The following is a 26664-nucleotide window of genomic DNA, read 5'->3' as shown; positions in this document are numbered from 1 at the left end:
CGCGTTTTAAAAATTACTGAACTTCGGGGCGCAGGGATGGAAATAGAATTACGTCCCTGATATTCGCGGCTCCCGTAAGCAAAATAATCAAGCGGTCAATGCCAATTCCCATGCCGCCCGCGGGAGGCATTCCGTATTCGAGAGCTTCAAGGAAATTGTTGTCGAGCTTCTGGATTTCTTCGCCAACCTGCGCTTCAAACATGTCGCGCTGGATGAACGGGTCGTTTTGTTCGGAGTAAGCAGGCGCAATTTCCTGCCCGTTTATGCAAAGCTCGAAAACGTCGATTACATCAGGGTCTTCCTTGTTGATTTTTGCAAGCGGGCAAAGCTCTTTTGCAATGTGTGTCACAAAGGTCGGCTGGATTAAGAACGGCTCAATCAGCTTGCTGTAAACTTCCTGAGTTACTTCGTAGTCTTCCCAAGTTTCTTCGACATTCAAGCCGAGTTTGCGGCAGGCGTCCATTTTTTCGGACTTAGAGCGTTTAAACCAATCCTTGTCGCCCGTTTTTTCGATAATCAAATCCTTGTAGTCAACAGTTCTCCATTCGCCGCCAAGCTCGATTTTTACACCGTCAAAGCGCGTGATTGTTGTTGAGCCGACAACCGTTTTGCAAAGGTGCTGCACAAGCTCGTAAACGAGCTTCATCATGCCCTTGTAGTCGCTGTAAGCTTCGTAAACTTCAAGCATTGTAAATTCGGGATTATGCTTGCGGTCGATGCCTTCGTTGCGGAAATTCTTGCCGATTTCAAACACCCTGTCGAAACCTCCCACAAGCATTCTCTTTAAGAAAAGCTCAGGCGAAATGCGCATGAAAAAGTCGCAGTCAAGCGCGTTGAAATGGGTGATGAAAGGCTTTGCCGCCGCGCCGCCTGCAACGCCCTGCAAAGTCGGCGTTTCAACTTCCAAAAAGTCGCGGCTTGTCAAAAATTTTCTGATTTCGGAAATTATGCGGCTGCGCATTTTAAACCTCTTGCGCGAATCGGGATTTACAATCAAATCCAAATAACGCTGGCGGTAAATCTGCTCGCTATCAGTAAGCCCGTGCCACTTTTCGGGAAGAGCGCGCATACCTTTGCTTACGAGGGCATATTCGCTTACCCTTATCGTGATTTCCCCCGCCTTGGTCAGGAACAATTTGCCCTTTGCGCCGATGATGTCGCCGACATCGAGCATCTTTTTAAAGTGGGAGTTGTACAAACCCTCGGGAAGGTCATCGCGCGAGAAGTAAAGCTGGATAATGCCATCGCGGTCCTGAATTTTGACAAAGCTTGCCTTGCCCATCACACGGAAAACCAAAATTCTGCCCGCAACGCTCACCTCTTTGCCCTCGCCTTCGGTTTCAAAAAGCTTTTTTGCGGCTTCGCTCGTGCAGTCGGGCTTCCAATTCTGGCTGAAAGGGTCGCTGCCCGCCGCGCGGAGAGCGTCTAATTTCGCCTTTCTCACGGCAAACAAGTCGTGGGTGTTGGCGTGGTTTATTTCAGGTAAATTTGCGTTAGAGTCTTCCATAATAAAAAAATTAAAAAAAATGCTAATGTTTTAAAGAGGTTGCGCAACCATTTTTTGATTTATTTTGCGAGCAGATTTTCGGGATTCAGCTGTTTTAATTCGTCCAAAACAAACTCGCCGTCTTTGCGGATTAAAACATCGTCAAAATAAATCTCTCCGCCGCCATATTCCTTTGTCTGAATGCAGACCATATCCCAGTGGATTTTGGAGCGGTTACCGTTATCGGCGTCCTCATAAGCCTGACCGGGAGTGAAATGGAAAGAGCCCGCGATTTTTTCGTCGAACAAGATGTCGCGCATCGGGCGGGTAATGAGGGGATTTACTCCGAGGGCAAATTCGCCTACATAGCTTGCGCCCTCGTCGCTTGCAAGAATTTCGCGCAACGCGGAGGCATTCATGGAAGCGTCCGCCTTAACGATTTTTCCCTTTGAAAATTCCAAAGTAATGCCGTCGAACGAAAGCCCGTTGTAAACCGTGGGCGCGGTGTAATGCAAAACGCCTTCTACGCTGTCTTTCACGGGAGCAGTGAAAACTTCGCCGTCGGGAATATTCATTTCCCCCGCGCACGGGATTGCGGGCATTGACTTTATCGAAAATGTTAAATCGCTTCCGTTTCCCAAAATGCGGACTTTGTCGGTGCGCATCATAAGGTTTTTCAAGGCTTCCATGCCGTCTGAAAATTTGGAATAGTCGAATGTGCAGACATCGAAATAGAAGTCTTCAAAAGCTTCCGTACTCATTCCCGCAAGCTGCGCCATTGAAGGAGTCGGCCAACGCAAAACGCACCATTTTGTTTTATCGACACGCCAGTTGAGCGCAGAACGCATTGCGGTGGATATTTTTGAAATTTGCTCCTGCGGGACGTCTCCGTTTTCAAATATGTTGTTTGCGCCGCGAATGGCAATGTACGCCTGCATTTTTTGGATTTCAGAAAGCGCAAGTTCAGAAGCCGTCTTTAAGCTCGAATCGTTATGAAACAAATTCAGCTTGCGAGAAATTCGAGCCGAATGCAGCTTTACGAATGGGTTTCCGCCGCGCTCTGAAACGCTCTCAACCAACGCTTCAACCATTTCTTCGGGAACGTCGAACATGTCGAGCATCACGTTTTCGCCCTGCGCGACTTTTACAGAATAAGAGCAAAGGAGCTTTGCCAGTTTATTGTATCTTAAATCTTTTGCCATAAACTATATTTCTTCCAAAATTGGATTTTCTATTTCTTTTCCAAAGTTTTCAACGTTGAAAATTTCAGGGGAAAGGCTGTCAAAAAACTTTATCGCAACAATTTTCATTTTGTCCTTGTCGCGATTTTTTTTATCCTGCATTTCGATTTCCTTCATAAACCAAACATCGCCGATTTTCTTGATAGAATCAAGCATAAGCGCGCGTTCGGGCGTCTCCCCTTCCCCGTAATATTCCGTGTAAAAAGGAGCGTTAAATTCCCTGCTTAGGGCAATCCTGACTTTTTTTAAGTTCGGATTTTTTTCTGCAAATTCGGCGTCGGGGCGCATGTCAAAAAAATGCACCGCCCTGCCCACTCTCCCCGGACCTGCATAATTGCTTTTCCACTTTTTATAGGGAGCGGCGAAATCAAACGGCGTGTAAACCAAACCGTCTAAAATCGGCTTAAACCAGTCCGACTGCGGGATTTCCTCAACCTTGCCGCCCGTTTTTTTAAACATTCTGCAAACACCGTTTTTCGAGACAAACAGAAATTCCGCCGATTTGCCCGCATCGGACTTTTGGGAAATTTTAAGACGCATAGAATAAGTGCCGCCTGATATGTGCCTGCCCCAGACATAACCGAAATACTCCACTGCTTCGCTCTTTCTTGGCAAATGCGCCATGTCGAATTTAAAGCAGTAATCTTTCACGGGGCGGCTTGCCAAAAACTTCTCCCACCTTTCTTGGGCGTCATCGGCGGAAAGCGGGCGCACGGAAGTGTCAACGCGCCTCGCCCTCTGCGCAAAAAGGGGAAGAGCGAAAGACAAAACCAAAACAGCCGACAAAAATATTTTTAAAAATTTCTTCATAAAGCAATCTTCATAAAATCAAGATTAAAAAAAATTGCCAAGATAAAACATTGCAAAAAAGGCGCGATTTTTACCGCGCCCCAAATTAAAAATAAATGAAAAATTACTTTGCTTGCGGCGCGGGAACTTTCGCGTCCGATTTAGCTTCGGGCTTGTCCGCCGTTTCGTTTACCTTCTGCACCGCGTCAGCCGCTTCTTTCTTAACGGCTTCCCCTGCTTTTTCAGAAGAATTTGCAAGCTGTTCAAGCTCTTTTGCCATCGTCGGGGCAGAAACTTCTTCCGACGCCTTTTCAGTGGATTTCAAATAGATGTTCGCCAAGAACAAAGAGAATGTAAGCACAAAAAACACTACGATGCATTTTACGCACACCCTTGTCAAGACATTGCCCGTTTCTCCGCCAAACGCGCTTTCAGCCGCGCCGCCCGCAAGGCTTGCACCCATGCCCGCGTCCGCGCTCGGGCGCTGCATCAAGATAACCAAAACCAACAGGACGCAGATTAAGATTAAAATCAAAGTAAAAATGCCTATTAACAAAGATAACATTTCAATATTCCTTTATCTAAAATTTTTAAAAAATCTATATTGGAATATTTTTTTTCAAATTCAATACTTTTTTGCATTTGCGCAAAAAAAAGCCGCCCTGCAAGAGAGCGGCTTGAAAGCTTAAAACTTCTACTTTTTGATGTCAACCTTGACCCACGCGCCGTCTTTTTCGGAAGAAGCGACGCTTGCGTCGATGAACGCCATGCCCATTCTGCCGTCATAGACGTTGGCATACTTGGAACCGTCGCAGTTAAACGGCTTGCCTTCCCAGTAAGCGCGCACGTCGGCTTCAAAGAAACGGTGCAAGCGCGCATAGGCGTCGTGGAAGCCTTCGCAGTGTCCCGACGGAATTTGCGGTTCCGCGAGCAAGTCTGCGGGAACATCGCCCAAGAAGCCGTCGTTCGGCTGGACTTCCCTGCGCCAGTAAACTCTGTCGGGCTGTCCGGGAACATGGATTGTGACGCATTCGGAATTTTCCTGCTTCCATTCCAAAGAAGCCTTTGTGCCGACGATTTCAATGCCCAAGTCGTTCTTGTGACCGTGCGAGATTTGTGAAGCCCTCACCATCGCCTTGCCGCCGTTTGAAAGCTTGCAGTAAGCAGTGAAATGGTCGTCGAGAGCGTTGCCAGGAATGAACTTTTCAAGATGCGCGCTGACGTCCGTTACGTCCAAGCCCGTTGTAAATCTCAAATGCATCAAGGCGTGCGTTGCGATGTCGCCGCCGCAGCCGCTCTTGCCCGCCATTTGCGGGTTTGTGCGCCACATCGGCATGGAGCTTGCCCCGCCGAGCATTAAAGGTCCGAGCCAGCCCTGAATATAGGAGGCGTCAACCCACTGGACTTCGCCAAGCAGACCGCTTTGGACTATGAAACGCGTAAAGCGGGTTGTCCAATGCCCCAAATAAGTGTGGGCGACTGCAAACGGTACTTTCTTTCTTTCGACGGCTTCGACAATCTTGTCCGCCTGTTCCATTGAAATGCACAAAGGCTTTTCGCACATTACGGGAATGCCCGCTTCAATAGCCTTGATTGCGGGGTCGAAGTGAACCCAGTTCGGGGTCACGATTAAAACGTAGTCAAGCCTTTCGTCTTCGGGAAGATTTTTCTGGTCTGCAATCATAGCGTCGTAAGACTCATAGCCCTTGATTGGATAAGGCCAGTTGGCCGCTTCCTCCATTGCGATTTTGGGATCGGGGAACAATGCGCCCGCAACTACGCGCCTTGTGCCGTCAGAAAATATCGCCTTTTGATGCGGTTGTGCAATAAATGCGCCCTTGCCGCCGCCTACCATACCTATTTTTAATACTCTTTTTGACATTTTTACCTTTCTCGAATTTTGATAAACTTTGTAAAGTTGTTAAAAATGAAAACAGAAAATCCATGCCCCATCAAGAAAAAAATCATACAGTATGGTACATTTATCCGCGCTGACTGGTTGACAAAACAAATTTAATATGTAGATTTCAAACAATGCAAAAAAGAAAAATTGAAATTACGGCGGAATTTTTTCCGCCAAAGACGGAAGAAGGCGCAAGGCAGATTTTAAGAACGGCAAACGCGATAAAAAATTTCCCGCTCGATTTTGTTTCAATTACCTACGGCGCGGGAGGCTCGTCGCGCGAGCGCACGATAGAATACGGAGAACTGCTCCGCGAGATTTTTAATTTTGACGTAATGCCGCATCTTACCTGCGTCGGGCACAGCGTTGACGAACTGCGCGGCATAATTTCAGGATACCGCCAAAAAGGATTTAACCGCGTGATGGCTCTTCGCGGAGATCCTCCGCGCAACGAGCCGAATTTCAAGCCCCATCCAAACGGGCTGGCATACGCAAGCGAGCTTATCCATCTGATAAAGTCTGAATTCCCCGAAATGAAAATCGCATGCGCGGGCTATCCCGAAAAGCATCCCGAAGCGACGTCTGCGGAGTCCGATTTGCAAAACTTAAAGCACAAAGTGGATTTGGGTGCCGACATGGTGATAACCCAGCTTTTCTTCGACAATTCCTCATTTTTTGACTTCGTAAACAAATGCAGAAAAACAGGGATAGAAAAACCCATACACGCGGGAATTATGCCCGCACTATCGCTCAAACAAGCCTCAAATTTCTGCTCGATGTGCGGCTCAAAACTCCCCGCTAAACTTGAAGAAATGCTTAAAAGCGCAAATTCCAACGAAGAGGAAGAAGCAAAAATCGGTCTGGAATGGGCAAAAAAACAGATTGCCGAACTTCTGGAACGGGAAGTTGAGGGCATTCATCTTTACATTCTAAACCGCCCAAAATCCGCGATAGAGCTTATGGATTTTCTCTTTGCCAAAAAGTAAGCTTTCCGAAAAAGCGCAAAAATCCGTACTATCAATAAACGACATATCAAAGCGGTGTGAAAAATTTTCCAAAATACCAAGATGGCGCAATATGATTTTGACGCCATCTTTTTATGCTCTTTAAGCATCAATTTTATTGCACAAAAAGAAGAGATTTGCCAAGTATCGGCGCAATCTCCTTTTTTTACCCGAATTTCGGGGTTTTAGTCAAATTATCTACTTTATTTCTTTTCAGTCTTGCTTTCCTTTTTCTTGCCGGAATCTTCGTATTCGGAAATCGGCTTTGCTCCTCTTAAAATTCGGACAACACCCTTGTTGTTCTGGCGCGCCCATGCGCTCGCATTTTTAAAATACTTCTTCTGCCATTCAGGGTCGCCCTTTTTGGGCAACATGATAATCATATTAAAGACCGGACGCTTCAAACCGCGCTCATCGTAAACCTTTTTGAATATCGGCTCGTAATGAGCCATAATGCTTGAATTTGTGTGGTGCTTGAATTTGAACTCAGACGGAAAGTCGTCCCAAGTTTTTTTGGACATCGCCGTTTTTGCCTCTGGAATACCCTTTTGCGCGGCATAGCCCCAAGAGTCGCGAACAACCATTGGCGGAATACCTTTTTTTGCACGCGCCGCATTTTCCTCTTCAATCATCTTGCGGGCAACTTCTCTTGCAATCGCAAAGAATTTGTTTTTTTCATCAGGAGTAAAAATCTTGCCACCACTCTTTTCATATTTTTCGGCATTCTTTTTTGTCTGCTCAACATACTTTTTGCGTTCAGCAGGAGTCATTTTTACCCAAAATTCGTCCGCACGAGGCCAGTGGGTCGTCAAAAAGTAAATTACGCCCGCACCCTGTTCGATTGCCGCCTGATACGCCATGTACCAATACACAACGCCATGCCGTTGCCAAACATGGTTTTTCTTTTCAACACTACTGTATGCGAAGCCTTCGTTAAATGGAACATAAGGGAAACGCAAGTCATAATTTGCATCGCGAATACCCATATCTTTGGGGTCTGCACTTGTGTTAAACTGCTTTATCCAAGATTCAAACGCACTTTTATTTGATGAGTTTGCAGGGACGAGATTTTGCCTGTAAACTTCAATACAGTTTACATTTCCGCCTTCGATACCGTTGCCGAGATTGCCCTGCTTTTGCCCTCTGTTCATATCAAAAGCCATTACGTTGAAAAGACATGTTGCCGGCAAACCTCTTACGAGTGTTGCGATTTCATTTTTTACGACGTTGAAAGCGGGAAGTGCACCCATTTCTTCTGTCATTGTTTTATCGCAAACGTCAAAACATATAAGAACGCGGTCGGAAGAGCCTTTTACGCCGAAGATGTCAAATTCAGGCAAATCGATTTTAACTTTGCCCAAGTTTGCCATTCCCGACATGTCTATGGAAGAAAACCCGTCCGTGCCGTCGCCACCCATGCCGCTCGGAAGGCTTATTTCAATCTGCGGGGTATTTATCTGCTGAGGCTGAACAATATTTATGCGCTTTACGAGTGAAGAATTACGCTTTTGGACATTCTTTGTGATTACCTTGCGCTTCTGCTTCTCGGGCTCTACCGTGTTTTGTTGTGGCGGAACAGATTCAAATTCCGTTTCGCTCGGCAATATCGCCTGCGTAACCATTATGCCGCCTGCAAGTATCAAAGCAGCCGTCATTAACGCGCCAACCGCTATCAAAACTTTTAAAAACAGCGAGTTCTTTTGATGCTTCGGTTTAAAATGCCTTATTTTCATATTGAGAAATGGAGACAGTTAAATAGATAGATGATAAAATAAATACGTTAATCATAATTTGGCTTGCGTCAATACTTTTCATTCCGCTTATGACGCTTATAAAATCGAACAATGCGCAAAAAAAGCGGAATTTTTTTCAAAACTCCGCTTCTTAAATTTAAATTCAACGCTACTTCTTTTCAGGTTGTTCGTATTCCGAAACAGGCTTTCCTCCACGCAAAATACGCACAGTCCCCTTGCCGTTTCTAAACGCCCACGATTTCGGAACAGCATTTTTCTTGTTGTTCCATTCTTCTTTCCTATTCAAAAGAATAATGATATTCACCGTAGGACGATTCAATCCGCGCTCATCGTAAACTTTTTTAAAAATGGGCTCGTATGCGGCAAGAAGAGATAAATTGTTATAACGCTTAATCTTGGGGCGTATATCGGGCGCAAATTGATCAGCGGGAGTGCCATTAAGTTTCGGTACTTTTAGCTTCAATTCGTGTTCTGCAAACGATCTGAAATCAAGCACGACTTTCAGCGGAATCCCCTTGCTTTTACGGCGTGCATTTTCAGCATCGACCCATGCCTTTGCTTTATTTATAAATTCTTGATTAGCCTTATGCCAGTTATCCCAATCTTCTTTGGTTGCGACATGCTTGCCTTCTTGCTTTGCTTTCTTGATGTTTTTTTCCTGCTCTTTGAATTGATATCGCATCAGGTCCTGCGAAACGGGCATCATATATTCATTGGGAGCAGGCCACTTGGCAGTCAAAATCCAAATTGCGCCTGCGCCCTGCTCGATTGCCGTCTGATAAATTCTATACCTGTCGTAAACTTCCGACTTATATGCGCCGTCCCATCTAAACCAAAAATTTTCACCTGTTTCGGTTTTTTGGAATAGTGAACTTGGAGGTGATGGATACTTCATTTCATACTGCCTGTCACGATAATCATGCAAACCTACCCTTTTGGTATCCTTGTTGATTACGCTAATCCATCTGTCGAAAGTCGCCTTGTTTGCTGCCGTTGCAGGCACAAGGTTTCTAAAGCAAACATCGCGAGCCTCTTTGTGGTAAACGTCAAACGCCATTACATTAAAGACGCAGGCGGCAGGCAACATCTTGATGAGCTTTTTTATCTCATCGCGAACAATGTTGTAAGATTCAAGCCCCCCCATGTCGTCGTTCATCATATAAGGAGAGGCATCAAAGGCGATAAAAACTCTGTCAGATTTAGCCTTTGCGCCGAAGATGTCCATTTCGGGCAAGTCTATTTTCATCGCCGATAAATTCGTCATGCCAGAAAAATCAGATATACCAATCCCATTGGTGCCGTCTCCGCCCATGCCACTCGGAAGGCTTATCTCAACCTGCGGTGTGTTTATCTGTTGTGGCTGCACTATATTTATGCGCTTTACCAAAGACGCGCTCCTTTTTTGAACGTTCTTTGTTATTACCTTGCGCTTCTGCTTCTCAGGCTCCACCTGATTTTGCTGGGCGGGCGGCGCAGCTTCAAACTCAGTCTCGTTCGGCAATATCGCCTGCGTAACCATTATACCCCCAGCCAATATCAATGCCGCTGTCATTAGCGCGCCTACCGCTATCATCACTTTCAAAAATAGCGAATTCTTTTGGTGCTTCGGTTTAAAATGCCTTATTTTCATCTACAAATTACCCTCATAATCCTATACATTGCATATGCAAGAAAAACATAGCAAATTAACTATGCTATTATTTACTGTAATTATCAAGGATAAAAACAAAAAAAATCGATTTTCAAGCAAATTTTGAAACCAAGTTTAAAAAAATACTCTTTTAATCTTGGAATTGGTAAAAATTTATTTCTTTTCTTCTTTGTCTTCCTTGAAATTTTCGTACTCGGAAACGGGTTTGCCCGCCCTTAAAATGCGTACAGAACCGTTGTTGTTAAGCTTTGCCCATGAGCGTATTTTATTAAGCTTTTTATTGTCGATTTTGGTTTTTCTGCCAGAAAGCAAAATAATGTTCAAAATCGGACGCTTCAAGCCGCGCTCATCATAGACTTTCTTAAAAATCTGCGCATACGAAGCAAATAGCGAAGACTGCGTGTATCTCTTGAAATCGACATGCGGGCGCAAATCGTTTCTAAATGTCGGCTTTGGCGGATATTTAAGCTTCAACTCGTTTGCCAAAACCAGCATGTCGGTAATAACTCTTTGCGGAATGCCTTTGCTCCTGCGGCGTTCGTTCTCCTTGTCGAGCCACTCTTTTGCCTTCATTCGGGCAGGCTCGGTTGATTTAATCCATTTGTTCCAAGCGTCTTTGTCGGCATCATAGGCAATTATTCCGCCCTTTTTCACAAAATCCTTGCAATTTTTTTCCCACTGGGCATTGAACTTTTTTGCTCATCAGGAGTTTTCGGGAGAAAATAGTCGTTAGGTTCGGGCCAGCGCATGGTCAAAATCCAAATTGCGCCCGCGCCCTGCTCGATTGCAGTCTGATAAATTTTATATCTGCAAACAACGTCGAAATATTGCGCGCTGTCATAGTGGTATGACATAACTTTGGCGTCGGCAAAGGGAGGTATTGGATATTTCAAGTCGTACTGACGGTCGCCGTACCCAAGCCCGATTTTATTTACGTCTTTATTTATGGCATCAATCCATTTCACAAACCTGTCCTTATTGACGGCAGTTGCGGGAACGAGATTTGAATTGCACATGTCTCTGACTTCTTTTACGTGAAGGTCAAACGCCATTATGTTGAAAACACAAGTTGCGGGAAGCATTGAAACAAGCTTCTTAATCTCATCGCGAACAATGTTGTAAGATTCAAGCCCCCCCATATCGTCGTTCATCATATAAGGAGAGGCATCAAAGGCGATAAAAATTCTGTCGGATTTTGCCTTTGAGCCGAAGATGTCCATTTCGGGCAAGTCTATTTTCATAGCCGATAAATTCGTCATGCCAGAAAAATCGGATATACCAATCCCATCGGTGCCGTCTCCGCCCATGCCGCTCGGAAGGCTTATCTCAACCTGCGGTGTGTTTATCTGTTGCGGCTGCACTATATTTATGCGCTTTACCAAAGACGCGCTCCTTTTTTGAACGTTCTTTGTTATTACCTTGCGCTTCTGCTTCTCAGGCTCCACCTGATTTTGCTGGGCGGGCGGCGCAGCTTCAAACTCCGTCTCGTTCGGCAATATCGCCTGCGTAACCATTATACCCCCAGCCAATATCAACGCCGCTGTCATTAGCGCGCCTACCGCTATCATCACTTTCAAAAATAGCGAATTCTTTTGGTGCTTCGGTTTAAAATGCCTTATTTTCATATATATTGCCCCATCGTGATTTCACATAAAACCATGTCCAAAACGCGATAAACTTATTATGTTTTTGTTTCCCCCGTTATCAAGTGTTTTTAATCGATATGTTTTGGACAAATTGAAAAATCAAAAATTTTATTTTTAAATTTCGAGATTTTCAGATTTTAATACTTCGACAAAAAAAATGCAGTTTCTTTGAAACTTTCAACGCCTGCGCAAATCAATTCTATAAAATCATAAAAACTGCATTCTAAAAAAAAATGCGCGCCTTTACCGCGCGCATTTTTCAAAACCAAACAAACTTATTCCTCTTCTTCCTCTTCACCTTCTCCTTCGGGAGTTTTTATTTCAACAATTTCATCTTTTGCAAGTTTTGCATATTCAGTGTCGGAATAAAGCAAGGCAATCTGCTCGAAAATTTCATTCGATGCCGTAAAGTTTTCATTTGCCTTGTAAAGCTTCGCGATTTTATAAAGAATAATCGGCATCCAGTCATAAGTAATATCCCCATAAACAATGCCTTCCGCATAGGAATCAACCGCGTCGTCCGCCTTTTTCGCCTTTTCAAGGAGCATTCCGTCAACAAGGCATTTCAAAGAGTAAGCCCTTTCGGTTTTCGGCATATTCTTCAAGTTGTCAACAAACAAACGGGCGGTAATGTCGCTGTTGTTCAAAAGGTCGCAATACGCCATCCACATTGTTGCCTCGTTTTTGTTTTTATTGCCGGGAGTTGACTGAAGCTTGGTGTACCATCTGACAGCGTCGCCAATTCTTCCGATTTTGCGGAATTTATGGGCAATATCCATGATGCTGTCAATATTGTCAATGTTTGCGCCGCCGAAATTCAAGCGTTCAAGCACGCTGTTTGCCTCTTCATAACGCTTTGCGTCTATCATCAAGTTTACATATTCAACCGCGGCAAGACCGACATTGTATGTGGATTTTGAAAGCGGCAAGGATTCCATTAGGCTCTTTGCCTCAATGTACCTGTTTGCCCTGAGCAGAGATTCCACGAAGATTGGCAGGTTTTCATGGACATTCGTTATTTTTTCGGGAACATCCATAATTACAACGGCAGGATAAACAACGCTTCTGCCCGCAGATACCGCTTCTTCCCACTTGCCGCGCATATACGCGGAACGCAAACGCTTCAAGTCGTCAGTTACGCGGTACTTGAACTTCACGCCTTCTTTGTTTATCGGCACAAAAACAGAACCCGGTGTGCCGTCAGTGAAAGACAGTTTGAAATTGATTGCGCCGTCAACCATTACAAGCTCTTCAAAATTCATGTTTGAAGTTTTCGCGCTCTTGTTTTTTTGGTCTTCAACGAACACTATGGGCAAGTTGTTTTTTTCGTATTCCGAAATTCTGCTTCTATCGCCGTCGTCCTTCTGCGCGAAAACCACGCCTGACACAAGAAGCAATGTTGCCGCCAAAATTGTCGATTTCTTTATATTCATAATTTTAAAGGGGTAAATGATTTTACTTTATCGAGCTTCGATAGTCTTCTATTTCTTTATAGAACTTGGAATCCTTGTTTGTCGGATCCTCAAGGAAAGGATCGAGGAACTCCTTTGCAGATTCGACTTCGCCCATGCTCATTGCAAGCTTTGCGCCAAGAAGAGTAGCCTCGCCCGCCAAATCAAGACAGCTTGCAAAACCCGCGGCGCAATTTGTGTAGTATGCCAAAGCCTGCTTGCGGTTATTTTGCTCCTCTTCAAGTTTGCCAAGCTTTAAAAGAGCTTCGGCATGCGCGGGACCTCTCCAAGCGGGAGTACGCAAAATGTCGTTAAACTTGTTTCTCGCCTCGTCAATCTTGCCCATTTTTTGGAACATCTCGCCCTGCCTTATCGCGGCGTAAGTAGCCTTTTCGTCAAGCGGGAATTCTTCTTCAACTTTCTTAAATAGTGAATTTGCGACTTCGTAGTTGCTGTTGCGCGCTTCAAGCTCCGCCAAGGCAATCAACGCCTCCAAGCGGTAGTCGGAATCCGAATCGACAACATATTGCAACGCGCTTCTTGCAGAATCCAAGCTGTATTTTTCGTTGCACTTGCCCATCCAGATTACGACTTTGAACGGCATTCCCTTAAAGTCTTCTTCGCTGAACATCTGCGGACGTTCTTTAAGCTTGCCGATTTCGTCAAGTGCCATTTCCATTCTATGCTGCAAGACCTTGTCGCCCTTAGACTTGGCTTCGTTAAGCAAAGAGTTGAAGAAGTTTTCGGGAGTGATTTTCGGGAATTTCGCCTGCTGAGACTTGTAGAGGTTCAAAAGCTCCACAATCGGCTTGTTTTCAACCAAAACTTCCTTGTCGAATTCCGCTTTCTTTTCGCCCATCTTGATTTTGAATTTTGCGTAAACGAGCGGATTTACATCGGGGAATTTCAGGGTGTACTGGTAGCGTTTTGCGGGGTCGTTTACAAACATTTCAAAGAACTTGCGGTCTGAAACGAGCTTCTGCAAAAAGTCTGTTGTAGCGTCGAGCTGGATTTTCGCGTCCGAATAGAATTGCGGATAGGATGAAATAATTTTGTCGATGGAGTCGTTTTTCGAGTCTCCGCCAAACTTTTTCAAAGAATCCATATAACCCGACACTGCGTCTGCCGACCTACCCTGCTTAAACAAAGGCTGGGCAAGCAGGTAATAAGCCATGGGCAAATTGCCTTCGGGATACTCTTTCAAGTAGCGAATCAAAACTTCCGACTGCTTGTCGAATTTTTCCGCCGCTTCAAGCATTCCGGAGCATTGGAAGAACGCCGCGTCTATTGTCTTTTGGCTTACGTCGGCGCAGTCGGGAACTTTCATGTATTCCTCATAAGACTTTTCGTAATCCTGCTCCATAAAGGCGATATCGCCCAAGAACAGGCGCGCTTCGCCTATCAGCTTGCTGCCGGAAGCCTCAAAGTTTTCGATAAATTCATTAAAGTATTTCGCCGCATCCGAAATCTGCCCGTCGCCGAAAATCGCGATTGCCCTGCGGAACGTTGCGTCTTCGATGTAAATGCTGTCGGGATAGTTTTCCACGAGTTTGCTTGCAAGCTTGAAAGCGTCGGAATATTCAAACTTGGTGAGATGCGAAAGCATCTGCCAGTAAAGCGCGCCGTCAACGGGAGTGGCGTCGGGATTTTTTTCGATAAATTCCGACATGTACTTGCGAAGAGCAGTATGTTCGCCACTGTTCAGCCATTCCCTGCCCATAAGGAACATATATTCCCCCGAAGCGTCGCCGTCGGGTTCGTTTTTCAAGGATTCCTTTGCGATTGTAAAGAATTTTTCACGCTTTTCGACATCGGTTTTACCCTTATCCAAAAGGAAAAGAGCATACTGCAAGTTGATGTCTTTCAAATACTTGCCCTCAAATTTGCTATCTGCGCACTTTTCGCGGTATTCATTGCCCAAAGCGTCGATTTGGCTTTCCTTGCCGATTTGGCGGGCACAAACGAAAGCGGCGAAAAAATAGTCCTCAATCATTTTGTCGTCGGGATAGGCGTCAATCAGCTGGCGGTACGCCCAAAAAGATTCGTAATTGCGCTTTGTGAGGAAGAAGTTGCGCGCCTTTCTCGCCAAGAACTGGGAACGGTAGTCGGGAATAGAAGAAATCCCCTTTATGTTTGCCTCGGCATACTTCTGCTTGATTTCAAGGGCAGGTATATCGGGATGCTTGCTGTTCATGTTCTTCAAGGAAGCGATTTTGCGGTCAATCTTATCCTTGTAATCGTTAAAATATTCCAAAATCTGGTCTTTGGTAAGAACAAACGTATAGCACAATGCCGCCAAGGCGTATTTTTCTTCGCCCACAAGCTTGTCGCCCGCAGTCATAAAATCGACGGACAAAGCCAAGTCGTACCTCGCGGGAACCTTGTTTGTCAGCATTGAAAAATAATTTTTCGCCTCCTCAAATTTTTCCTGCGCCAAATAGCCCCTGATTAAGGCAACCGCGGCATAAGTTTTGTCTTCCTTGTTGGCAAATGGCGAAGAATACATCTTCTTAAACCATTCTTCGCCCTTTTCCCAGTCTTTCATATTGTAATAAGACTGCGCAATGCGCTTCAATATGGCGTAGCGTTCGGAATTGTTCAGCTTTTCGACATACGGAGACTCCAATTTCATACCCCAGGTTTCGGCTTCTTCGCTGAACTTTCCCAAACCACGCAGGCAGTTCGCTTTAAGCTCTATCGCGGTTGCCGCGCGCTCGCCGCCCGGAAATTCTTTCAAAAGCTTGTCAAAGTAAGGAATTGCACTTTCAAGATAGGTTGCGCTCGTCATTCCCTGATATTCCTGGACATAAGAATAGCCCAAAAAGAAATAAAAGTCTTGCAACAATGATTTGTCGTCCATTTCTGAAAAACGCCTGACCAATTCTTCCAAAATCGGGCGGGCCATCAAAAATTGCTGGTCTTCTATAAATTTGTTGGCCTCGTCGCGCAACTCGCTAACGCCCTTTTCCGAAAGGGACTGCGCCTGAATGACAAAAGGCGACATTGAAATGGCGGCAAACGCGGAAACCATCAATAATTTATTCAACTTTGCGTGCATGTTCGTGATTTTTTTATTTTATTTTTGAAAATGGGCGTGGCAAAAACAAAGAATTTCAATGCCTTTGCAAAAAAAGATTGTTTTATAAAAGCAATTACGACCCAAACAAAGCAAAACTTCATTTGTGCAATAACAGCTTTCTAACTTTTTAATAAAATTAACACAAAAAACAGACGCTTTCCAAGCTTTTTTTTAAATATTTTGAAACTTTTTTGATTGAAGTAAGAAAGCATTTGGCTATGATTAAAACTTTTCAAATAATAATTATGAGCAATAAAATCGAATCAGAAAAAGCCCCGAAAGCAAAAATGAGGGGATCGGACATCATTGTTAAATCTCTTGAAAAGCAAGGGGTCGAAGTGGTGTTTGCCTACCCCGGAGGTCAGTCGATAGACTTGCATGACGCCTTTTCAAAATCAAAGAAAATAAGAACAATTCTCCCGCGCCACGAGCAAAGCTGCGGTTTCATGGCGCAAGGCTACGCCAGAACAACAGGTAAAGTGGGCGTGTGCATGACAACATCGGGACCCGGCGCAACAAACGTCCTGACCGCAATCGCCGACGCCTACATGGACTCCGTTCCCATGGTCATTTTGACCGGGCAGGTTTTTCAGACTTTCATCGGCAAGTCCGCGTTTCAGGAAACGGATGTTTTCGGAATGACTTTGCCCATTGTAAAGCACAGCTATCTGGTTTTAGACCCCAACGACTTGACAAGGATAATAAAGGAAGCGTTCATTGTCGCATCCACGGGTCGCCCGGGGCCCGTCTTGATTGACATACCAAAAGACGTCCAGCTTGCGCAAATAGAACCTGATTTTGACGTTGAAGCGGATCTGCCGGGGCTGAAAAAAGTTCCAGAAACCAACGAAGATGAAATCGACGCGCTCGTTTCCATGATTGAAAATTCAAAACAGCCCGTAATCTACGCGGGCGGAGGCGTTGTATCTGCGGGAGCGGCGGAGCTTTTAAACGAGTTTTCTGAAATAACGGGCATACCCGTGGCGGCGACGCTCATGGGCTTGGGCTGCGCCAATCCGCTCGAAAACAAAAACCTCTACTGGTTCGGAATGCACGGAACGTACGCCGGCAATTCCGCCGTTTGCAACTCCGACCTTTTGATAACGATAGGCGCGAGGTTTGACGACCGCATCACAGGCGTCGTTTCCAAATTCGCAACAGGCGCTAAAATCGTTCATATCGACATCGACCCCGCAGAACACGGCAAGAATGTGAATGTTGCGCTCGGCATAAATTCGGACGCCAAAAACGCCCTTGAACTCCTTGTCAAAAAAGCGAAGGACAAATCTTTCAAAAAGCCGGACTTGCAAGACTGGATTTGCCAAATCATACGTTGGAAATCGGAGCATCCCTACCCGTTCGCAACTCCCGAACGCGAAAAATTCATAACGGGGCCCGCGGCAATCAAGGCTCTCTACGAAGTCGCAAAAGACAGAGAGCCTATTATCACGACGGGCGTCGGACAGCACCAAATGTGGACTCCCCAGCAATATATATTTACGAAGCCGCGCCAGTTCATAAGCTCCCTCGGCGCGGGCACGATGGGCTTTGGACTGCCGTCCGCGCTCGGTGTAAAAGTCGCCAATCCCGAACGCGAAGTCATCGACATCGACGGCGACGGCTCTTTCCAAATGAACATTCAGGAAATGGCAACTGCTGTGATGGAAAAAATCCCCGTAAAAGTAATGATGCTAAACAACCAATTCCTCGGAATGGTCATGCAGTGGCAGGATATGTTCTACGGCGGCAACCACGCCAACACAAACCTTTCCATAAATCCGCAAAATATCGCCGGTCCCGCAAATCCGAACGATATTTACCCGAACTACATAAAGATTGCAGAAGGCTACGGCTGGAAAGCCCGCAGGGTAGTAAATAAAGACGAATTAAAAGACGCCCTGCTTGAAATGCTCGACTCAAAGGAACCCTATCTGCTTGAAGTCGTCATTCCGCACGATGAACACGTTTTGCCGTTCATTCCGCCGGGCAAGTCCGCACACGACATAATAGTTGACTGTGTGACCTGCGGCAAATGCCCGCGCGCATACGACCCGAAATCAACAATCAAACCATTCGCACAAAAATGACAACATACGCAATTCTAAAAACAAGGCACGGCGACATCAAAATAAAGCTCTTTAACAATGATGCGCCCAAAACTTGCGAAAACTTCATAACACACATAAAAAACGGCTACTACGACGGGTTGATTTTCCACCGCGTAATACGCGAATTTATGATTCAAGGCGGCGACCCGACCGGAACGGGGCGCGGCGGAGAATCAATTTGGGGCAAGCCGTTCAAGGATGAATTTTCGCCAAATCTCAAATTCGACCGCAAAGGCTTGCTCGCCATGGCAAATGCAGGCCCCAATACAAACGGAAGCCAGTTTTTCATAACCACGGTTGAAACCCCGTGGCTTAACAACCACCATACGATTTTCGGCGAAGTTGTCGAAGGATATGACGCTGTCGAAAAAATAGAAAACTGCCGAACAGGCTTTATGGATAAGCCGACCGAAGACCAAAAAATCATAAAGGCAGAAATTTTGGAAGAAGAATAAAATTGAAAATCCCGATTTATTTCGGGATTTTTTTTGTCCGCTTCGAAAAAAACGCGAAACTTAAAAAATAAATAATGGACAAGCTTTTTAACGCGGCATTCGATAGGCTTTCAATATTCGATGGTAATGCCGCCATTATAAACGAGAAATCCCTCAACCGGCCAAACCGTGAATTGAAGGCAATGAACAGAAATTGAAGATACTAATCTTTTTTATATTTACTTAGAAGACGTCTATGATGATGTGAAGATGGAATGCTTAAAAATTTATAACGCCGACCTATTATTTCAGATTCTTCTGTATTCTTATTCGCAATTTCCTCGTATTTTCTTACAAGATATAACATGCCATCAGATATTTCAGAAATACCTTCATTGCGCCATTCTTCTAAATCAGTTGGTAAAACGATATTTTCTCCATTGATTCTTGCCTTTATCATAAATTGCTTCCTTGTAATTGGTTTAAAACAAATTCAAAACATTTTGTGTTTTATCAAAAAAAGCACCTGATTTTTTGCAAATAAAATTCAACCTTCCGCCCACCGAATAAATACAACTGCTCCGCAATGGCATTCAGAGTGTGGATTTAAAATTTACCTCAGCGTTGTTGCGATGCCTGCCGATAATTTTTTCCATCCAAATCATATGATACCAGCGTCCGAACTTGCGCCCACACTTGTAAAATCTACCGACAGTCTTGAAACCGAGATGGGCATGAAAATCCGCGCTGTTTGTCGTGAGATATTCGTCATTTTTATCGGGGTATCCAATGCAAGCATAGAGGTTTAAAATTCCCATCTTTTGCAAGGCTTCTTCCAATGCTCCGTAGATTTTTCTGCCAAATCCGCACTTTCTCGCCTTTGGGGCAATATATACGGTAAGCTCGCAAGACCAGGCGTAAGCCGCCCTGCCCACAAACGGCCCTGCATGAGCGTACCCTTCGATTTTTCCATTATTTAAAATGACCAAAAAAGGATAGCGCGACATTGTTTTTTCCATTCGCACCTTAAATTCGTCAAGAGTCGGCGCGGGGAACTCAAAGGTTATTGCGGTATTATCCACATAATAACCGTAAATTTCCAAGAGCCTCTCCGCGTCTTCCATTGTTGCGTTTCGGATGGCTACCATAGGATTTCAAATTATGACAATTTAAGTTTTACCATAACTGTCTCAAAGTAAATCCCAAAATCGCGTCTGAATTATTTGCCCCCCCCCCAAAGACTTTGCAGCCACGCTAAAATCAAACAAAAAAACCGCAATTTCTTGCGGTTTAAAAAAAATGCCTGAAAAAATGCTAATTTCGTTTTGTTATCGTAACGAGAACTCTCACTACCCTCTTTTCCTTGCCCTTAAATTTGGCGCGTATTTGATTATAGTCGCCATGGGCGTTCAATGGATTTGCAAGCTCTTTTGCGCGAGCTTCCTCTTCGTCAACGGAAGCCTCCGCCTTGCCTGAATCAGAAAAAATTGAGGTTTTGCTCTTGGCTTCGTCGAGAGAGCCGAAAGTTTTTTCGGGGCGGGCTATTTGGAAACAGTATTGCTTGCCAAGCTCCGCCGTGACATTTGTTTTCTTCGGCATTTCGATATATTCTATATCGAGGGAATTATTCATCAAATTGTTGTTGTTTGTGCCTTCGCCTTCCATCCAGCCCAAAATGCGCGATATTGCGTATTCAAAATCGAAATTCACAGCGTTGTCGGAGACTTTTTTTATTTCGATTGCGCAGAACGTGCCATAGGGATAAGTTCCATCGGCAATGACGGGGGTTTCAATCAGTTTTTGGTATCTTTCTTTTATTTCCTCGTCGATTTCAGAAACCATTTCTTTCAAGACGCTGCGCGTGCGCTTTGCCTTGTCGTAGGAAGCCTTAAACGCGTCGTATTTTGCTTTTGCCTTCTGGTACGCCTCCTGATGCTTGTAGTTTTCAAGGCTTGCAGAAGACGCGTCGGCTTGGGCGGCGGACGGCTGTTTCTTGCGCGGTGTTTTTGACTGCGCGGAGTTCTTGGCTTTTTTTCCGTTTTGACCCACGGATAAAGCATAAGAATTTCCCGCCCTTGACATCATTCTTTCGCGCTTTTCGAGTTCGCGCTCAAGTTTTTCAAGCTCGTTGTCAAGCTTCTCCCAGTCTTTCAATGAAAGCTCCTCTTTCATTTCAAGAGTGAGCTTTTCCCTGATTTCGCGCTCCAAAATTTTTACGGGCTTAATGCCCTCTCCGCCGAAGCCTACCGCGCGGATTGAGCCTTCAAAACCCTTCATCTGCGGACTGCCAGCCTCCATTATGAAAGACGCCACGGGAAAGGTTGTCTTGTCGGCAAGAGTTTTAACCTTGACCTCGTAAGTCTGCGCATTTGCACACAAAAGCGTTGCAAAGAAAATCGCGAATGAAAAAAAAGAAATTCCCCTCATATAAAAAGCTTTTCAAGTTAAGAATAAAAAACCCGCATGCGAAGAAAAATCCCGCACACGGGTCAACCAAAAATTCGGGCACAAAATCCGCACTAAAAAAGCGTGGATGTTAGCAAGCCCATGTGCGCTTTTTATGGCGATTGGATTTTGAGCGCTTGCTGCGCTTGTGCTTATTCATCTTCAGTCTGCGTTTTTTCTTAAGGTTTCCCATATCGTTTAATAGATTTTCGTTGTTTTTAAAGCTATGAAATAATCCACTTTTTTTGATGCTTGTAAAGCTTTTTTTTAATCTCTTTTTTGCGGAATGATTTTTACAGTGTAGCCCGTCCTGCCTTTCAAAAATTCCGACGCCGCTTTTTTGACATCTTCCAAAGAAACGTCCGAATATCCGCTCTCAAAAGTGGCGGCAGTTTCGCGCCTTAACTTGTCGGACTGGAAAAGAGGCATCGCCCTGTCCGCCCAGTATGAATTGGTGCGGCGCGTTTTTTCTATCTGCTTCAAAACAGGAAGCTTCGCCCTTTCAAATTCGTCTTCCGTTATGTTTTCCGAAACGTCTTTTGCGGACTTTTCCATTAGAGAGACAACGTCGCCGTTGTATTCGGGAGCCACGTCGGTTTCGGCGAACAAAAGCCCGCTGTCAAAACCCTGCTTTGAGAGATTGTAGGCAAAGGGGCTGTAAACCTTGCCTTCCTTTTCCCTCACGTTTTTGCGGATTGAATCGTTTAAGACCGCCCCCAAAATCGTGGCAGCCCTCATCTTCTTCAAATCGCCCCTGCCGCAGGTTCTCCAAATTTTTATTGCGGTTGAACGCGCGTCTTTTACACTTGCAACTTCAAAAGTTTTTTCGCGCTCATCGGTGAATTTCAAATTTCTGAAAGCCGAATAATCGGGGCGGGACTGCGCCCTCTCAGGCATTGAACCGAAGTAGTCGGAAAGCCAGCCTGTCGCGCTTTTCTCGTCGAAATCTCCCGCGATTGAAACTTCCATGTACGAATTTTTCAAAATCGGCAACAACCACTCTTTAATTTCGCGCATAGAAATACTTTGCATTTCCTCCTTGCTTGGAAACTTAAACATATGGTTTTGCGCGTAAAGCCAGTCTTCGAGCTTCAACGCCTCAACGGCGTCGGGATTGGTTTCAAGCATGCGGTAAGTTTCGTCGATTTTCTTTTTTATCACGTTTAGGGCATCGTCCGAAAAAGCGGGCGCATTTATGTAGGTCGCGACAAGGGCGAGAGCCTCGCGCAAATGCTTTGTGTTCGTGCGGCATTTCAGCATGAAACAGTCGTCTTCCGCCACCAACACAATGTTTATGTTCTTGTCGGATTTCGCGACATTTATAAGATCGTAGCTTTGATACTTTGTCCCGCCCAAAATAAAGGCGTTCAAGGCATACAAAAGCTTGGGATTTTCTTTTGGGATGTCGTATCGACCTGCACCGAAAGCCACGTTTATGACAACTTCGTCCTTAGTGAAGTCCGTAACCTTCAAATTCGCCCTGACCCCGTTTTTAAAGGCAATTTCCTTTATTCCCAAAATATCGTTTTTTTCCGAAACGATTTCGCCTTTTTTGCCGAAGTTGTCAAACACAAGCTCCGCGCCGGAAAGCGGAGAATAAAAGTTGTTTTCTTTTTTTAAAGAAGACAAAAATGCGTCGAAATCCCGCGGCAAAGACGATTTTTCCGCATCGCTTGCGCGGACGAAAAGAACGCTTCTTTTGCGGAAGCTTTCAAAAAGTTCTTCTGCCTTTTGGGCGTCAAAATCTTTCAGCGCGAATTTTGCGATTTCAAAGTCGAGTTCGGGGGAAGTCGGGATTTCACCGTCCGAAAAGGCCGACACAAGCTTGTTTGAAACAGAAGCAGAGTTCTTCGTCCCCATGGACTTTGCCGCGCTTTCAAGAGTGTTTAATATGTCCGACTTTGCCTTTTGAATTTCCCAATCGCCGAAGCCGTTTTTAATCGCGCCTTCATACATGTTCAAAACTTCCGCGAGAGCGTCCCCCGATTTTCCGACATTCGCGGAAGCCTCTATCGAAAACATGTCGCGGTAGTTTTCAAAGTCCGAAAAATAGGCGTAAGCCGAAATAAACTTGGCATTGCTCGACGATTTTTTTGAATTGAAGCGCAAGTCCATGGCACAGCTTATCGCCGCCATTTGAATGTCTAAGACGCGCTTTTCAAGGCAATCGTCTTTATGCAGGGGCTTTGCGACCAAATAGACGCCCGCACCCGACTCGTTTAAGTCGGCGTCGGCAAAAACGCTGTAAACGTCGGCATTTTCGGCGTCGGGGAAATTCGGGAGGCTCGAAGCGGCGTTTTCGTCCGCTTTCAAATTTTCAAAATACTTTTTGGCCTCCGCCATGACTGCGTTTTCGTCAATGTCGCCCACAACCACGAGAGTCATGTTTTCGGGCCTGTAATTCGACTTGTAAAAATCCAAAAAAGTTTCGCGGTTTGCGTTTTTTATGACTTCGTCCAAGCCTATCGGCATTCTGTTTTCATACGGAGTGCCTTTAAAAATATGCGAAAAGAAATCGACAAAACTGCGGTAGCGCGCGTTGTCGCGGGCTTTTTTCTCCGCGATGATGACTCCCCTTTCGCGCTCGATTTCATCTTCCGGAAAAAGCATTCCGCCCGCATAGTCGCTCAAAAGCTTCAAGCCGTCGTCTACCATTTTTTGGGTATTGTCGGGCATGTCTATTTTATAGACAGTTTCGTTGAACGAAGTGTGGGCGTTGGTGTCCGCGCCGAACGCCATTCCAAGCCGCTGGAAATATTCCACCATGTCGCCTTTCGGGAAATGCTTAGTGCCGTTAAACGCCATATGCTCTGTAAAGTGCGCGATGCCCTCCTGCCCGCTCTTTTCCGTTGAAGAGCCGCGCCTTAGCAAAAGGCGCATCGAGACCCTCTTGGGGGGCTCGGCATTCTTCATCACCGCAATCTCAAACCCGTTCGGCAAAACCCTGCGGACAATGCGCGAATCCATCTTGATTTCAGGCGCGCCGCCATTTTTTTTAACTTCGCTCATATTACTTTCAGCCAATGTAAAATTTGAAAAACAAAGAGATAAGACTATCCCGATTTTTAGAAAGAAAAAATTTTTTGAAGCACTCATAACTTAAACTTTTTTATAAACCCAAAAAATACATTCATCGGAAAATTCCCTCACACATTGAGGCTCGCAGGCGATTTCTGAGCGTTTTTTTGAAAATATTTTTTGGAAGCCGCAGGAAGACATGTCCTCTTCTACTTCGGCACAAGTCGGCGAATGTATGAAAAGCTCGCCATGTTCGCTCTCGTAACAAATATCGCCAAACTCGTCGAGTTTTAAATGGCGCGTGCCGTCCTTCCATTTTTCGCGCTCATGTTCCCAGTACTTGGCGTTGCGCGGAGCTTCCCTGTCGTGTGTCGTAAATGCGAAAAACGATTCTTTTTTCAAGACCCTGAAAATTTCCGACATCGCAACGCGCCTGCGCCCGCGCTTCGGGATTTGCATCAGCCCGTTAAACCCGAAAATCGCCCCGTTAAAAGATGAACTTTCAAACGAAAGCGAAGTGGCATCTTCAACGCGGTAATCCACGGCATAGCCGAAATCTTCGGAAATCGCTTTCGCGACAGAAATCATGTTTTCCGAAAAATCAGTCGAGACAATGTTTTTGTAGCCAAGCGCATACATGTTGTGGGCTATCCGCCCCGCGCCGCAGCCAAGCTCCAAAAGCCTGTCGCCCGTCTTAAAAAACCGCCCAAACACAATCTTCTCCGACTCCCACAGCCCGACATTCAAAACCGCGCGGGCATAGTCGCAAACAACGCCGTCTTGAGAGAAATAATCTTTAATGTGCCGCGAATCCATTTTGCGAAAAAGCAGGCTACATTTTCGGGAAGTTGCGCATCATCTTCCTCGCGCCGTCGCCCTTCATCATCTTCATGATTTTGCGCATCTGCTCGAACTGCTTTATGAGCGTATTTACATCCCTGACCTCGGTGCCCGAACCCTTGGCTATCCTAAGCCTTCTGCGTGCGTTCAAGATGTTCGGATTTTGCCTTTCCTGCGGGGTCATTGAAAGGATTATTGCTTCCGTCTGCTTCATCTTCTTTTCCTCGCGCTCGCCGATTTGCACCCCGCTAAGCCCGGGAATCATCTTTAAAAGAGAGCCCATAGAGCCGAGCTTTTTAATCTGGCGCATTTGCGACAAAAAATCTTCGAGGTCAAACTCCGCCTTGCGGAGCTTTTCAGCCATGCGCATCGCCTCTTTTTCATCGACGACTTCCTGCGCCTTTTCGACAAGGCTTACGACGTCGCCCATGCCCAAAATTCTCTGCGCCATTCTGTCGGGATGAAAAACGTCCAAGTCGTCAAGCTTTTCGCCAACGCCCGCAAACTTAATCGGCGCGCCCGAAACCGTCTTTATGGAAAGAGCCGCGCCGCCGCGCGCATCGCCGTCAAGTTTGGTAAGCACAACACCAGTGATACTGACCGCCTCGTTAAAATGCTTTGCGACGTTTACAGCCTCCTGCCCCAAAGCGGAGTCCGCAACCAAAAAGACTTCCGCGGGATTTACCAAATCTTTGATGTCGATAATTTCCTTGATCAGCCCCTCGTCAATTTGAAGCCTGCCCGCAGTGTCGAAAATAACCGCGTCATAGCCATCTTCGGAAGCCTGACGCTCAAAACGTTTTGCTATTTTCACCGCGCTGTTTTCACCGCGGTCTGAATAAACCTTGACATCAATCTGCCTGCCAAGAGCTTCCAACTGGTCAATCGCGGCGGGGCGATAAACGTCGCACGCAACCAAACACGGATTCATTCCGCGCTTTTTAAGAAGCTTGGCAAGCTTTGCGGAAGTCGTGGTCTTGCCACTGCCGTGCAAGCCGACCATCAGAATTTTAAGCGGGCGGATTGGCGAAAGCTCCGTGGCTCCGCCGCCCAAAAGATTTACAAGCTCATCGTGTATGATTTTTACAAGCTGCTGACCCGGAGTCACCGACTGCAAAACTTCCTTGCCGACGCTTTCAGCCTTCACCCTTTCAATAAATTCCCTGACAACCTTGAAGTGGACGTCCGCGCCCAACAAAGCCTGGCGCACTTCCGCCAATGCTTCCGCCATGTTTTCTTCGCTCAGCTTGCCCACTCCGCGCAAATTGCGCAATGCCTTCGTAAGTCTTTCAGTCAAATTCTCCAACATAATTAAAATACAAAATGCCCCAAACAACGAACATCTGCAATAATATTTTGCGTTTCCAAAAAAAAATAAAAATCAGCACATTTTTTTAAAAAATAAAAATATCGAAAACTTGCTAATATAAAGCAATTTCAAAAAAAACATAAGAAATGGTGAATTTTTTTTGGAAAAAAAGCTTGCAAACATAAAAGAAAAAGGTACTGTTGATTTTCATATTTTTGTTAAGCCCGGCTAGCTCAATCGGTAGAGCAGTTGACTCTTAATCAATTGGTTCGGGGTTCGAGTCCCCGGCCGGGTATTGACAAAAAAACGGAGCGCAAGTTTTCTTGTTCTCCGTTTTTTTATGTATGTAAAAAATCTCTCTGCAAAGTTATCAAGAATTTTGGGTCAACACCAAAGAGAGTGGATTTTAGTGAAAGACGCCGCATAGAACCAAGACCCTCAATCTGTAATTTTGGAAGTTTCGATAACCATAAGCCATTCGTTGTATCAGTTTCATTTTTCTATGG

At 45.4% G+C, this 26664-nt stretch carries 21 protein-coding genes and 1 tRNA gene; 4 read left to right on the top strand and 18 right to left on the bottom strand.

The features are described from left to right. Positions 1 to 13: 13 nt before the first annotated feature. From lysS to MOX91_RS03935, 5 genes are all read right to left on the bottom strand, one after another. Complete coding sequence (lysS, locus tag MOX91_RS03955) at positions 14 to 1507, bottom strand: lysine--tRNA ligase (protein ID WP_370396780.1); 1494 nt, start codon at positions 1505 to 1507, stop codon at positions 14 to 16. 59 nt (positions 1508 to 1566) lie between these two features. After that, positions 1567 to 2688 carry an aminopeptidase gene (locus MOX91_RS03950; protein WP_370396779.1) on the bottom strand — a complete coding sequence of 374 codons (1122 nt, stop codon included), beginning with the start codon at positions 2686 to 2688 and terminating at the stop codon, positions 1567 to 1569. A gap of 3 nt (positions 2689 to 2691) precedes the next feature. After that, positions 2692 to 3537: an outer membrane lipoprotein-sorting protein gene (locus MOX91_RS03945; protein WP_370396778.1), complete on the bottom strand. Its 846-nt coding sequence runs from the start codon at positions 3535 to 3537 to the stop codon at positions 2692 to 2694. 103 nt (positions 3538 to 3640) lie between these two features. After that, entirely contained in the window at positions 3641 to 4081 is a 441-nt protein-coding gene (secG, locus tag MOX91_RS03940; RefSeq protein ID WP_370396777.1) for a preprotein translocase subunit SecG, read from the bottom strand. A gap of 129 nt (positions 4082 to 4210) precedes the next feature. Then, positions 4211 to 5398: a Gfo/Idh/MocA family protein gene (locus tag MOX91_RS03935; protein WP_370396776.1), complete on the bottom strand. Its 1188-nt coding sequence runs from the start codon at positions 5396 to 5398 to the stop codon at positions 4211 to 4213. Positions 5399 to 5550: 152 nt separating this feature from the next. Here MOX91_RS03935 and metF point away from each other — a divergent pair, with 152 nt between their 5' ends. Beyond that, positions 5551 to 6405, top strand: coding sequence for a methylenetetrahydrofolate reductase [NAD(P)H] (gene metF, locus MOX91_RS03930; protein ID WP_370396775.1), 855 nt, complete (start codon positions 5551 to 5553; stop codon positions 6403 to 6405). A 221-nt stretch (positions 6406 to 6626) separates the two neighbouring features. On the opposite strand, the gene MOX91_RS03925 is transcribed toward metF, so the two are convergent. The 6 genes from MOX91_RS03925 to MOX91_RS03900 all read right to left on the bottom strand — a co-directional run bounded on the left by MOX91_RS03925 (position 6627) and on the right by MOX91_RS03900 (position 15971). Further along, positions 6627 to 8156, bottom strand: a complete 1530-nt coding sequence (locus MOX91_RS03925) for a hypothetical protein (protein WP_370396774.1) — start codon at positions 8154 to 8156, stop codon at positions 6627 to 6629. A gap of 169 nt (positions 8157 to 8325) precedes the next feature. Then, positions 8326 to 9807 (bottom strand): hypothetical protein, encoded by a 1482-nt coding sequence (locus MOX91_RS03920; RefSeq protein WP_370396773.1) that lies wholly within the window; start codon positions 9805 to 9807, stop codon positions 8326 to 8328. 174 nt (positions 9808 to 9981) lie between these two features. Continuing rightward, the gene (locus MOX91_RS03915) at positions 9982 to 10482 is read right to left on the bottom strand and encodes a hypothetical protein (RefSeq protein ID WP_370396772.1); all 501 of its coding nucleotides are present in this window, start codon (positions 10480 to 10482) and stop codon (positions 9982 to 9984) included. Next, complete coding sequence (locus MOX91_RS03910; RefSeq protein ID WP_370396771.1) at positions 10479 to 11453, bottom strand: hypothetical protein; 975 nt, start codon at positions 11451 to 11453, stop codon at positions 10479 to 10481. Before MOX91_RS03910 ends, MOX91_RS03915 begins: the two co-directional genes overlap by 4 nt. A 296-nt stretch (positions 11454 to 11749) precedes the next feature. Continuing rightward, a complete protein-coding gene (locus MOX91_RS03905) occupies positions 11750 to 12907 on the bottom strand; it encodes a tetratricopeptide repeat protein (RefSeq protein WP_370396770.1) in 1158 nt (385 codons plus the stop codon). 22 nt (positions 12908 to 12929) lie between these two features. Further along, on the bottom strand, positions 12930 to 15971 hold the full coding sequence (locus tag MOX91_RS03900; protein ID WP_370396769.1) for a tetratricopeptide repeat protein: 3042 nt from the start codon (positions 15969 to 15971) through the stop codon (positions 12930 to 12932). 278 nt (positions 15972 to 16249) lie between these two features. On the opposite strand from MOX91_RS03900, the gene ilvB reads away from it, so the two are divergent. Then, entirely contained in the window at positions 16250 to 18091 is a 1842-nt protein-coding gene (gene ilvB, locus MOX91_RS03895) for a biosynthetic-type acetolactate synthase large subunit (protein ID WP_370396768.1), read from the top strand. Then, positions 18088 to 18567, top strand: a complete 480-nt coding sequence (locus MOX91_RS03890) for a peptidylprolyl isomerase (protein ID WP_370396767.1) — start codon at positions 18088 to 18090, stop codon at positions 18565 to 18567. Before ilvB ends, MOX91_RS03890 begins: the two co-directional genes overlap by 4 nt. A 202-nt stretch (positions 18568 to 18769) precedes the next feature. Here MOX91_RS03890 and MOX91_RS03885 read toward each other — a convergent pair whose 3' ends face one another. The 6 genes from MOX91_RS03885 to ffh all read right to left on the bottom strand — a co-directional run bounded on the left by MOX91_RS03885 (position 18770) and on the right by ffh (position 26158). Next, a complete protein-coding gene (locus MOX91_RS03885) occupies positions 18770 to 19006 on the bottom strand; it encodes a hypothetical protein (RefSeq protein WP_370396766.1) in 237 nt (78 codons plus the stop codon). A 133-nt stretch (positions 19007 to 19139) separates the two neighbouring features. Continuing rightward, positions 19140 to 19694: a GNAT family N-acetyltransferase gene (locus MOX91_RS03880; protein ID WP_370396765.1), complete on the bottom strand. Its 555-nt coding sequence runs from the start codon at positions 19692 to 19694 to the stop codon at positions 19140 to 19142. Positions 19695 to 19860: 166 nt separating this feature from the next. Next, positions 19861 to 20973 carry a hypothetical protein gene (locus tag MOX91_RS03875; protein ID WP_370396764.1) on the bottom strand — a complete coding sequence of 371 codons (1113 nt, stop codon included), beginning with the start codon at positions 20971 to 20973 and terminating at the stop codon, positions 19861 to 19863. A gap of 285 nt (positions 20974 to 21258) precedes the next feature. Continuing rightward, positions 21259 to 24000, bottom strand: coding sequence for a M16 family metallopeptidase (locus MOX91_RS03870; RefSeq protein WP_370396763.1), 2742 nt, complete (start codon positions 23998 to 24000; stop codon positions 21259 to 21261). A gap of 90 nt (positions 24001 to 24090) precedes the next feature. Next, a complete protein-coding gene (locus tag MOX91_RS03865; RefSeq protein WP_370396762.1) occupies positions 24091 to 24825 on the bottom strand; it encodes a class I SAM-dependent methyltransferase in 735 nt (244 codons plus the stop codon). Positions 24826 to 24841: 16 nt separating this feature from the next. Continuing rightward, positions 24842 to 26158, bottom strand: a complete 1317-nt coding sequence (gene ffh, locus MOX91_RS03860) for a signal recognition particle protein (RefSeq protein WP_370396761.1) — start codon at positions 26156 to 26158, stop codon at positions 24842 to 24844. Positions 26159 to 26380: 222 nt separating this feature from the next. Between ffh and MOX91_RS03855 the strand changes: the two genes are divergently transcribed. Continuing rightward, a tRNA-Lys gene (locus MOX91_RS03855) sits at positions 26381 to 26453 on the top strand. 111 nt (positions 26454 to 26564) lie between these two features. Here MOX91_RS03855 and MOX91_RS03850 read toward each other — a convergent pair. Further along, a partial coding sequence (locus MOX91_RS03850) for a transposase (protein WP_370396961.1) occupies positions 26565 to 26664 on the bottom strand: 100 nt, incomplete at its 5' end.

It is taken from the genome of Intestinicryptomonas porci (assembly GCF_033971905.1).
In the GTDB taxonomy this organism is placed as follows: domain Bacteria; phylum Verrucomicrobiota; class Verrucomicrobiia; order Opitutales; family Intestinicryptomonadaceae; genus Intestinicryptomonas; species Intestinicryptomonas porci.
The sequence above is the reverse complement of the archived record's forward strand: the minus strand, read 5'-3'. Positions and strand labels throughout refer to the sequence as shown.